Source organism: Arthrobacter sp. 05T47 (assembly GCF_056395825.1).
Genome location: NZ_JBFTKG010000072.1, coordinates 1 through 10,447, shown reverse-complemented (window position 1 = coordinate 10,447; position 10,447 = coordinate 1). Strand labels below are relative to the sequence as shown.

The following is a 10,447-nucleotide window of genomic DNA, read 5'->3' as shown; positions in this document are numbered from 1 at the left end:
CGCCGACACCCAACGCGCCGCCGGGGATCCGAGGAGCCGCGGCCAACTGATGGCCGATGCCCTCGTCGAACGCGCCGCCGGCACCCCCGGCGGGATCACCGGGGTTGAGATCCAGCTCGTCATGACCGACCGCACCCTCTTCCAGGCCGACAGCGAACCGGCCCGCCTTCCCGGCTACGGCACCGTTCCCGCCCAATGGGCCCGCACCCTCGTCACCACCGGGCCCACCGACTCGTTGGAACCTGACGGGCGCGCAGGCTTGTTGGAACCTGACGGCCCCGCCGGCGGTTCCGTGGACCCGGAGCCGGCCACGGGCCAAGGTTCCGGTGCTCCGCCCGATGGCTCACAAGGATCCGGCAGCAGGTCCGGCGGTTCCCCTGGCGGCGCAGACACGTCCGGGGATTTCGGTGATGAAGCCGCGTTCAAGGTCTGGCTCCGCCGGCTCTACACCCATCCCGGCACCGGCGAGCTGATCGGCATGGACTCTCGCGCCCGGATCTTCCCGCCAGGGCTCCGACGCTTCATCCAGGTCCGGGACGACACCTGCCGTACTCCATACTGCGACGCCCCTATCCGGCACCTGGACCACGTCGTTTCCCACCACAACGGCGGACCKACCACCGCGGCYAACGGCKCSGGMCTCTGCGAAGCCTGCAACCACACCAAAGAAACCCCCGGCTGGACCGCCGTCGCGCGCCCAGGACGACGGCACACCMTMGAASTCAYCACCCCCACCGGCCACACSTACTACTCCACGGCTCCACCTCTGCCCGGGAGCCGGCTTGGTCCGATCGAACGCCACCGGCGCAGCCGCGGGCTCGAGGATTACGAGGCCAGCCGCTCCCGCGTGCTGTGAGCGGGGCCCGTTGGTTCCGCAGCCTCTTCGGGCTGGTTKATCTCGGCCCACACGGCATCGAGGGAGAGGCCCAGGACGTCGGCGATCGCAGCGATGGTCGGGAAAGCAGGGGTCGCCACGCGGCCCGACTCGATCTTTCTGAGGGTCTCCGGAGAGACGCGGGCATCGAGCGCGGTTTCGAGCATCGAGCGCTTCCCCCGGGCGCGCCGGAGCAGGGCGCCGAGGCGCTGTCCGCGCTCGAGATCAGCGGGTGTGAGAGGCAGCCTGACCATGGCTCCGATTCTAGTACCGGGATAGTATGGCCGGGATAGTTATTGGTTTTGCGAGARAGGCGCCGCATGATTGAGATCCTCAACCCGAYCGAACTAACCCGGGCCAAGGAGGCGGGCGCGCTCGTAGCAACTATTCTGCAGACGCTGAAGGGCCGTGCCGCAGTAGGCACCAACCTCCGGGACATCGACCGGTGGGCCAAGGCCATGATTGTCGAAGCCGGAGCGGTGTCCTGTTACGTCGACTACGAGCCGTCCTTCGGMCGCGGGCCGTTCGGCCACTACATCTGCACCTCCGTCAACGACGCAGTGCTGCACGGGCTGCCATACGACKACASGCTCGCCGACGGMGACCTGCTGACCCTTGACCTCGCCGTTTCCCAGGGCGGGGTTGTCGCAGACTCCGCCATCAGCTTCATCGTGGGCAACTCAAAGCCCTCGGAAAGCGTCGCGATGATCAGCGCGACGGAACGTGCGCTCTCTGCTGGAATAGCCGCTGCCCGTCCCGGGGCCCGCATCGGTGACATCTCCCACGCGATCGGTTTGGTCCTGAGCGAGGCCGGGTATCCGATCAACACCGACTTTGGCGGCCACGGCGTCGGATCAACGATGCACCAGGACCCGCACATTCCAAACACCGGGCGCCCCGGACGCGGATACAAACTGCGCCCTGGGCTTGTGCTGGCATTGGAGCCATGGGTCATGGCGGACACCGCCGAACTCATCACCGATGCCGATGGGTGGACGCTCCGAAGCGCGACCGGGTGCCGGACAGCGCACAGTGAGCACACCATCGCCATCACCAATGACGGAGMCGAAATCCTCACGCTGCCGGACCAAGCGCCGTCGTAGGGTCGGAGCGGCGCCTGCGGCGCCCMTGCGCGCACGAAAAAGCCGCCCGCCGATCGRATCGATCAGCGGGCGGCTTCCSYGSAASTTGGCGGCAGGCTGCGAGTGTCAGCGGGCGCCGACCTCCTCYGGCTCSGGCTCGCTCTTGACAGAGGTCGTTGAAGCGGGCCGGAGCTTCGCACCCTCAACATCGACGTCCGGCAGGATCCGGTTCAGCCAGCGGGGCAGCCACCACGCCTTGTCGCCGAGCAGGTACATCACGGCCGGGACGATCGTCATGCGGACCACGAACGCGTCCACCAGGACACCGAAGGCCATCGCGAAGCCCAGCGGCCGGACCATATTCAGGTGCGAGAAAATGAAGCCCGAGAACACRCTGACCATGATGATGGCGGCCGCGGTGACTACGGACGCGGCATGGCTGAAGCCGGTGCGGACGGCGTGTTTGGCCGATTCGCCGTGCATGAACGACTCACGCATGCCGGAGGTAATGAACACCTGGTAATCCATGGCCAGGCCGAACAGCACGCCGATCAGGATGATCGGCAGGAAGCTCAGCACGGCGCCCGGATTTTCGACGCCGAACACGCCCCCGAGCCAGCCCCACTGGTAGACCGCGACGACGGCTCCGAAGGCGGCCGCGAGCGAGAGCAGGAAGCCGCCSGTGGCCAGCAGCGGCACCACGATCGARCGGAASACGAGCAGCAGCAGGATCAGGGACAGTCCGACGACGATTGCCAGGTACGGGGGCAGGGCGTCGCCGAGTTTGGTGGAGACGTCGACGTTGCCGGCCGTCTGRCCCGTGAGSCCGATGCTSACGCCGGTGGAGTCCTTGATCCGGCTCTTCTCGGCGCGCAGYTCGGAGACCACCTTGACCGTGCTGGCGCTGGCGGGGCCCTCCCGGGGAATGACCTGGAASACTGCGGTGCGGCGGTCCTCGCTCAGCGCCACCGGAACGGCGGCGGTGACGTTGGCCGTGCCGCGGAGGATGTCGGCGACGTCGAGCTGCTTTGCCGTGGCTTCGGCTTCGGTGAGGCCGGCGGGGAAGTCGCCCACCACCACGATCGGGCCCGTCATGCCTTCGCCGAAGCTGCGGCCGGTGACGTCRTAGGCCTTGAACGCCTGTGAYTCAACGGGYTCGGAGCCGCCGTCGGGCAGSGCCAGCCGCAGCTGGCTGGCCGGCASYGCCACGATGCCCAGCAGCAGGACGCCRGCGAGCAGYGACAGGACCGGGTGCCGGGTGACCAGGCCGCCCCAGCCGCGGGTGCTGCGGCGTTCGTCGCGGGCRCGGTCCTCGCGCTCGTGGCCCGGGGCGGCGTTGTGCTTCTCCGCCTTGGCCCAGGCGCGGCGGGAAATGAGCCTGGGGCCAATCAGGGACAGCATGGCGGGAGTGAGGGTCAGGGCGACGACGACGGCGACTGCCACTGTTGCGGCGGCGGASAGGCCCATKACGGCCAGGAAGGGAAGACCGGGTATGACGAGGGCCGCGAGGGCGATGATGACCGTCAGGCCAGCGAASAGCACCGCGTTGCCGGAGGTGCCGGTGGCGAGGGCCACGGATTCCTCCGCGTCCATGCCKGCCAGGAGCTGGCTGCGGTGCCGGTTSACGATGAAGAGCGAGTAGTCGATGCCGACGGCGAGGCCCAGCATRAGCGCCAGCATCGGGGAAATGGAACTCATGTCGATGGCGCCGCTGAGCGCGAMGGTGCCSCCRACGCCCACGGCCACACCGACGATCGCCATCAGCAGGGGTAGGCCGGCGGCGATCAGTGTTCCCAGCATGACGATCAGCACCAGTGCGGCGATGGCGATGCCGAGGATCTCGGAGATGCCGAAGAGTTCGGAGACGTCCTCGGTGATTTCCTTGCTGGCCAGCGCGGTCACGCCGGCAGACGAGACTCCGTGTGCGATGTCCTGGACCTGCTGGCGCACAGCGGGGGCCAGCCCGTTGATCGAGGTCTTGAACTGGACCTGTGCAATCGCCGCCGTGCCGTCCTCGGAGACGAACCGCATGCCCTGGGAGGCCTCCAGCTGGCGCTTGGCCAGATCAAGCTTGGCCGCGCCCGCCTCGAGTTCCTTGGTCCCGGCGTCGAGCTTTTCCTGGCCTGCGGTGAGGGCGGCCTTCTGCTGGCCGAGCTGGGCTGCGATGGCCTCCGGGGACATGCCCGCAGCGGTCATCTGCTGCTCCGCGGCGGCCAGCTGGGACTTCCCGGCGGCCAGCTGGGCGGCCGAGGCATCGAGCTGCGCCTTACCTGCGGATGCCTGCTGCTCGCCGGCGGCCACGTCCGTGACGGCCTTGTCCAGCTGGGCCTGGGTAGCGAACGGGTCCACGGTGCCCTGAACATCGGGCAGGGTTTTCAGCTTGGCCAGGGCGGCAGAGACTGCGTCCTTGCCGGCCTGGGTGAACTGGCCGTTCTGCGACTGGAACACGATGCCGGCCGAACCGCCGGAGGACTTGGGCAGCTCCTGCTTGAGCTTGTCGGCCATCTGCTGGGTTTCAGTGCCGGGAATCTGGAAGTTGTTGGACATGGTGCCGTGGAAGGCTGCCGCGGCTCCGCCGACGGCCACCATGACGGCGAGCCAGAGGGAGATGACGAGCCAGCGGCGGCGGTAGGAGAACTTGCCGAGACGGTAGAGCAATAGGGCCATGTCAGTGCCGATCTGGGGAAGGGGTGGCGGGGGAGTGGGATGCGAAGCCGGAGCCGAGGAGGCTCATGGAGTCGATGAGGAGCTGGCGCAGGATGGACAAGGAATCCGGACTGAGGTCGCCGCCGCAGCGGGCGAACCAGACGTCCATGGCGGCCTTCCCGCAGGAGATGATGGAGCCCGCGAGKGCRCGGAGGTAGAGTTCGTCGATCTCGATGCCCGGGCCCTGGGCGAAACGCTCGCGGGCGGCGTCGATGATCTCCACRGTGCAGTGGTCCCAGGCTTCAAGTTCGGAACGGCTGAGCATGGGRTTCGCCTGGCCCATGCTGTACAGCTCGGCCAGGGGAGCCACGGTCATSGGGTCGGCRAGCTCAACCAGGGCRGCCCGCGCGGATTCCAGGATGGGCTCGCCGGCCGGGCGGAGCCGGAACTGCTGCAGCGCCGTGTCCAGGAACCCGTGSGTCACCGAGGCAATGACCACTTCGGTGCTGGCGAAGTAGTTGAAGAACGTGCGCCGGGATATCCCTGCGGCSTCGGCGATGTCCTCCACCGTGAAGTTTCCGGGACCCCGGGTGCGGAGCAAGTCCATGGCGGCGTCGATGATGGCCTGACGGGTGGCCGCCTTGTTGAGTTCGCGACGGCTCAGTTCGCGGCTCGAGGGTAGTGCGGTATCGGGTCCGCTGGAGGRGGCAGCCTGGGCGGCGGCAGGAGATGGTTCTGGGGTCACGCGCTTACACTACGTGCATATTTGCACTCTGCGCAAGTATCTWTTTCGAGGGAGCCTGAAGCCGGAAATCAGGGCTTGAGCYGCGGCGMAGTGTCGCCGGAGTTGGTCAGGTAGATCGACTGGCCTGTKGCGCCKGGCTGATCCTGGGACAGCGGAATCGCAAAAACGGCAGTGCCGTAGGCGCAGATCTCCGTCCAGTTCGCCCCGATCGCTGACGTGTCGAAGCGCATGGCGACGATGGCGTTGGCGCCGCGCTGCTCGGCCTCGGCCACCATCCGGGCCATGACGTCCTGCCGGCTGTCGTAGAGCGCCCGCGTCATTTCCAGCACCTCACCGCCGCCGAGGGAACGGAAACCGGCCATGACCTGGGCGGTGATGTCCCGGGAGCGGACCGTCAGGCCCATGACTTCGCCGAAGACAGCGTCGATCCGGTGGCCTGGAATGTCGTTCGATGTGACGATCAGCATGCCCAGAGCCTATCCACTTTTGCCGCCCGCATTTCCCTGTGAGATTCACAGGAAAGTGAAAGGTGGGAAACAGCTATCTCTGCTGGGGCGGGTGCAGACTAAAGATGCCCGTGGAACAGCCTTCCCCGGCAGAACCATTGGCTTCAAGCGCCGTCACCGCGCGGCAGATCCAGGAGACAGCACATGTCACGCACAACCAGAATTGCGCTCGGCCTCGGTGCAGCGGCTGTGGCGCTGGGCGCCGGGMTCGGAGTTGCCGGGATGGCCTCGGCCACCACGACGCCGACTCCCACRCCGACCCCCAGTTCGAGTGCCCCGGCGGACAACTTCGACGGCGGCCACGGCATGCGCGGCGGCCACCACGGCCRCGGCGGTGCGGAATTCGGCACCCGCGCCAAAGACCTCGCCGCCAAGCTGGGCGTCGACGAGGCCAAGGTCACCGACGCCCTGAAGGCCTTCCGCGAAGCCAACAAGCCGGCCACGCCGCCAGCCACTCCTCCTGCCCCRGGGCAGAAACCGGACCGCGCCGCCATGGAGAAGTTTTAAGGTCGGCTCTGTCGCTACGCTTTCGCGTCCGCCAGTTCCCGATCGTCGCGTCCCGCCTCAGCTGCCGCAAGAGTGGAGGCTTCCGCGGGTTCGACGGCGGTCCTGCCRTCGGCGTCGACGTCGTCATCGCTGAACGGATCGCCGTTCCGCGGCGCGTTGTACAGCGTTTCGTCCAGGATGCCCTGRCGCTTGGCCACGATCGCCGGGATCAGGGCCTGCCCGGCCACGTTCACCGCGGTGCGGCCCATRTCCAGGATGGGGTCGATGGCCAGCAAGAGGCCGACGCCKGCCARSGGCAGTCCCAGCGTGGAGAGCGTCAGGGTCAGCATGACRACGGCGCCRGTGGTGCCGGCGGTCGCGGCCGAGCCGAGCACGGACACCAGCGCGATCAGCAGGTACTGGGTGAAATCAAGCTSGATGCCGAAGAACTGGGCCACGAAGATCGCCGCCACGGCCGGGTAGATCGCGGCGCAGCCGTCCATCTTGGTGGTCGCTCCGAGCGGCACYGCGAAGGAGGCGTAGGCGCGGGGGACGCCCAGGTTCCGCTCCGCSACGCGCTGGGTCAGCGGCAGCGTGCCGATCGAGGAGCGCGAGACGAATGCCAGCTGCACGGCCGGCCACACGCCGGAGAAGTACTGCTTGACGGACAGCCCGTGGCTGCGGACCAGGACCGGGTAGACCAYGAACAGCACCAGCGCCAGGCCGATGTAGATCGCCACGGTGAACTTGCCCAGCGAGCCGATGGTGTCCCAGCCGTAGACGGCCACGGCGTTGCCGATCAGGCCGACGGTGCCCAGCGGCGCGATCCGGATGATCCACCAGAGGACCTTYTGGATCACGGCGAGGGCAGAGGCGTTSAGGTTCAGGAACGGCTCGGCGGCCTTGCCCACCTTGAGGGCGGCGACGCCGACGGCGATCGCGATCACCAGGATCTGGAGGACGTTGAAGCTCACGGCGGTGGTGGCGGCGCCGTCGGTGATGGTGGTGTTCGCGCCAAGGCCCAGGAAGTTCTTCGGGAACAGGCCGGTGAGGAAGGCCCACCAGTCGCCGGACTTGCCGGTGTACTTGGCTTCCTGGTTGATGCCGGTGCCGGCGCCGGGCTGCAGCAGCACGCCCAGGCCGATGCCGATCAGCACCGCAATCAGCGAGGTGATGGCGAACCAGAGCAGCGTGTTCCATGCCAGCCGGGCGGCGTTGGAAACGGCGCGCAGGTTGGAGATGGAGCTGACGACGGCGGTGAAGATCAGGGGGACCACGGCGGTCTGCAGCAGCGAGACGTAGCTCGAGCCGATGGTCTGCAGTGTGGCGCCGAGGGCGTTGGGGCTCGTCTTGGTGCTGCCRGTGTACTTGGCGAGGAGGCCAAGGCCCAGGCCGACGATCAGGGCGGCGATGATCTGGAAGCCGAAGGAACCGGCCCATTTGGGCAGCTGGAACCCGGTCTTTCCAGCAGGTGCGGGGGTGTTTGTCTGAGTGGTCACCGGAACACGCTAGGGCGGCCATTCATAGCATGACGAACGGATGTTGAGAAGTATTACGGGCTGACTTGTGGTCCCGCAGCACTARATCCCGGTCTTTCCCGCACGGCGTGGGACTTTTGTGAAGTTATTCCCGGCCGGGATGTGGCGATTGTCTCGTCCCTGGGATGCCCCAGTCACACGAAACCGCAGTTCACGGCAATGTTCYAAGGAAACACTGCCGCGAACTGCGGTCTCGAGASGGTGGGACTGCGGTCTCGGTGGGGACTAGCCCAGCAGCGCTCGCTTGAGGGTATCCAGGCCCACCGAGCCGATGTTCAGCGCCTTCGTGTGGAAGGACTTGAGGTCGAAGCCKKGGCGGGATTCRAGCTCGGCCCGGATCTGCTCCCAGAGCCGCTGGCCCACCTTGTAGGACGGCGCCTGTCCCGGCCAGCCGAGGTAACGGGTGAACTCGAACTTCAGCTGCCCTTCGCTGATCGCGAGGTTCTGCTTCAGGAACTCGTAGCCCTTGTCCGGGGTCCACGTCCCGGAGCCCCAGCGTTCGGGGACCTCCAGCTCCAGGTGCACGCCGATGTCGAACACCACGCGGGCCGCACGCATCCGCTGGGCRTCCAGCATGCCCATGTGGTCGCCGGGATCGGTGAGGTAGCCAAGTTCCTGCATGAGCCGCTCCGCRTAGAGCGCCCAGCCCTCGCCGTGGCCCGAAGTCCAGCAGACGTTCCGGCGCCACTTGTTCAGCAGCTCGCGACGGTASGTGGCGGTGGCGACCTGCAGGTGGTGGCCGGGAACGCCCTCGTGGTAGACCGTGGTGGTTTCGGCCCAGGTGGTGAAGGTGTCCTCGCCGGCCGGCACGGACCACCACATCCGGCCCGGGCGGCTGAAGTCGTCCGAGGGGCCCGTGTAGTAGATGCCGCCCTCATCGGTGGGGGCGATCCGGCACTCCAGCGTTTTCATGACGTCCGGGATCTCGAAATGCACGCCCGCGAGGTCGGCCACGGCCTTGTCGGAGAGCTCCTGCATCCAGGCCTGGAGGGCGTCGGTGCCCTTGAGYTGCCGCGCGGGATCGTTGTCCAGGATCTCCTTGGCTTCCTCGATCGAGGCGCCTGGCCGGATCTCCCCGGCCACGCGCTCCTGCTCGGCGATCAGGCGGTCAAGCTCCTGCACGCCCCAGGCGTAGGTTTCCTCCAGGTCCACGGTGGCGCCGAGGAAGTCSCGGGAGGCCAGSGCGTAGCGTTCGCGGCCCACGGCATCCTTGGCCGGGGCGACCGGCAGCAGCTCGGACTCCAGGAAKCCGGCCAGCCGGGAGTAGGCCACGCGCGCGGCGGCAGCGCCGGCGTCGAGCTTTGACTGCACGTCGGCGGGCAGCGGGCCTTCCGCGGTCTTGGCSCCGGCGGCGAGCTTCGCGAAGAAGCCGTCCTCCGCGGCGTGCTTGGTGGCCTGCTCGATCACGATCGACACCTGGCGGGCCGCAGAAACCTTGCCGTCCTGCAATGCCGAGCGCAGCGACTCGATGTAGCCGTCGATCGCGGCAGGGACATTGTGGGCCCGGCCCGCGATGTGGTCCCACTGCRCGGCGGTGTCCGTCGGCATGAGGTCGAAAATGGCGCGGATGTCCTGGGACGGTGAGGCGATGTTGTTCAGGTCGGCCGTGTCCCAGCCCGATTCGTGGATTTCCAGCTGCAGGCCCAGCCGCTCACGCATGGCGTCGAGCGTGACGGCGTCGACGTCGTCGACCGGTTCCAACCCGTCCAGTGCCGCGAGTGCTTCGCGGGCGGCGGCCGCGAATTCCTCATGGCCGGCGGGGGAGAAGTCCTGGTACTCGGTCTCGTGCCCGGGCAGGCCAAGCTCGGTGGCGAAGCTCGGATTCAACCGGATCAGAGTGTCCGTGTAGGCGTCGGCGACGGCGTCGATGGCGGTCTGCTGGCGCACGGGGGCAGTGTTGTCTGAGGCAATCGTTTCGGTAGTCACCCGACGAGACTAGCCCGGGCAAGTCAGTTATGAAAGAGTCACTGAACTTTTTCTGCCTCCGCCCGGCCCGGGGAYGATCAGCCCAGGCTGCGGCGCCAGGCTTCCGGTCCCGGCCGGGGCGCCAGYCGCAGCTGCTGGCGGCGCACCCAGTGCCGGACTCCAGGGGTTTCCGGTGCTGCCTGCTCGGCTTGCCCCAGGGAAAGCACGACGGCGGTCAACGCCGCCAGCTCTTCTGGCGTCGGCTGGCCCTTGGCGACGGAGAACAGGACTGCGGGTGCGGTCTCCGGTGCGGTGGCCGCTTCGAGGGACCCGGCCTGGGCCTGCGAGGGCTGGGTGCCGGTGGGGACCGGCGAAGGTTGGGAGTCGGTGGGGATCACAGCGGGATGTTCCCGTGTTTCTTGGCGGGCAGCGCGGCGCGCTTGTCCCGGAGCGCGCGCAGGCCCTTGATGATCTGCACCCGGGTCTCGGACGGTGCCACCACGGCGTCCACGTAGCCCAGCTGGGCGGCCTGGTAGGGGTTGAGCAGCTCTTCCTCGTACTGGCGGATCACTTCGGCGCGCTTGGCCTCGACGTCGCCGCCGTCCTCGGCCACCGCGGCGAGTTCGCGGCGGTACAGGATGTTCACGGCTCCCTGGGCGCCCATG

11 protein-coding genes are annotated in these 10,447 nt (G+C 67.8%); 3 read left to right on the top strand and 8 right to left on the bottom strand.

What is annotated here, in order from left to right; all coding sequences use genetic code 11:
- Positions 1-856, top strand: an 856-nt coding sequence (locus tag AC1DEY_RS22475; RefSeq protein WP_476869928.1) for an HNH endonuclease, incomplete at its 5' end; no start/stop codon positions are given.
- On the opposite strand, the gene AC1DEY_RS22470 is transcribed toward AC1DEY_RS22475, so the two are convergent.
- Complete coding sequence (locus AC1DEY_RS22470; protein WP_476869927.1) at positions 826-1,128, bottom strand: helix-turn-helix domain-containing protein; 303 nt, start codon at positions 1,126-1,128, stop codon at positions 826-828. The two genes, AC1DEY_RS22475 and AC1DEY_RS22470, sit on opposite strands and share 31 nt — an antisense overlap.
- A gap of 66 nt (positions 1,129-1,194) precedes the next feature.
- On the opposite strand from AC1DEY_RS22470, the gene map reads away from it, so the two are divergent.
- The gene (gene map, locus AC1DEY_RS22465; RefSeq protein ID WP_476869926.1) at positions 1,195-1,977 is read left to right on the top strand and encodes a type I methionyl aminopeptidase; all 783 of its coding nucleotides are present in this window, start codon (positions 1,195-1,197) and stop codon (positions 1,975-1,977) included.
- A gap of 105 nt (positions 1,978-2,082) precedes the next feature.
- Here the strand turns inward: map and AC1DEY_RS22460 are convergent, their stop codons facing one another.
- The 3 genes from AC1DEY_RS22460 to AC1DEY_RS22450 form a co-directional block, all read right to left on the bottom strand.
- Complete coding sequence (locus AC1DEY_RS22460) at positions 2,083-4,623, bottom strand: MMPL family transporter (protein WP_476869925.1); 2,541 nt, start codon at positions 4,621-4,623, stop codon at positions 2,083-2,085.
- 1 nt (position 4,624) lies between these two features.
- Positions 4,625-5,347, bottom strand: coding sequence for a TetR/AcrR family transcriptional regulator (locus tag AC1DEY_RS22455; RefSeq protein WP_476869924.1), 723 nt, complete (start codon positions 5,345-5,347; stop codon positions 4,625-4,627).
- A gap of 68 nt (positions 5,348-5,415) precedes the next feature.
- Positions 5,416-5,814 (bottom strand): YbjQ family protein, encoded by a 399-nt coding sequence (locus AC1DEY_RS22450; protein ID WP_476869923.1) that lies wholly within the window; start codon positions 5,812-5,814, stop codon positions 5,416-5,418.
- Positions 5,815-5,997: 183 nt separating this feature from the next.
- Here AC1DEY_RS22450 and AC1DEY_RS22445 point away from each other — a divergent pair, with 183 nt between their 5' ends.
- Positions 5,998-6,360, top strand: coding sequence for a hypothetical protein (locus tag AC1DEY_RS22445; RefSeq protein WP_476869922.1), 363 nt, complete (start codon positions 5,998-6,000; stop codon positions 6,358-6,360).
- Between the two features lie 14 nt (positions 6,361-6,374).
- On the opposite strand, the gene AC1DEY_RS22440 is transcribed toward AC1DEY_RS22445, so the two are convergent.
- The 4 genes from AC1DEY_RS22440 to AC1DEY_RS22425 form a co-directional block, all read right to left on the bottom strand.
- Positions 6,375-7,838, bottom strand: a complete 1,464-nt coding sequence (locus AC1DEY_RS22440; protein ID WP_476869921.1) for a dicarboxylate/amino acid:cation symporter — start codon at positions 7,836-7,838, stop codon at positions 6,375-6,377.
- A 264-nt stretch (positions 7,839-8,102) separates the two neighbouring features.
- Positions 8,103-9,803, bottom strand: coding sequence for a DUF885 domain-containing protein (locus AC1DEY_RS22435; protein WP_476869920.1), 1,701 nt, complete (start codon positions 9,801-9,803; stop codon positions 8,103-8,105).
- 77 nt (positions 9,804-9,880) lie between these two features.
- Complete coding sequence (locus tag AC1DEY_RS22430) at positions 9,881-10,069, bottom strand: acyl-CoA carboxylase subunit epsilon (RefSeq protein ID WP_441409499.1); 189 nt, start codon at positions 10,067-10,069, stop codon at positions 9,881-9,883.
- 107 nt (positions 10,070-10,176) lie between these two features.
- Positions 10,177-10,447 (bottom strand): carboxyl transferase domain-containing protein (locus tag AC1DEY_RS22425; RefSeq protein ID WP_476869919.1); only part of this gene is annotated, 271 nt, incomplete at its 5' end.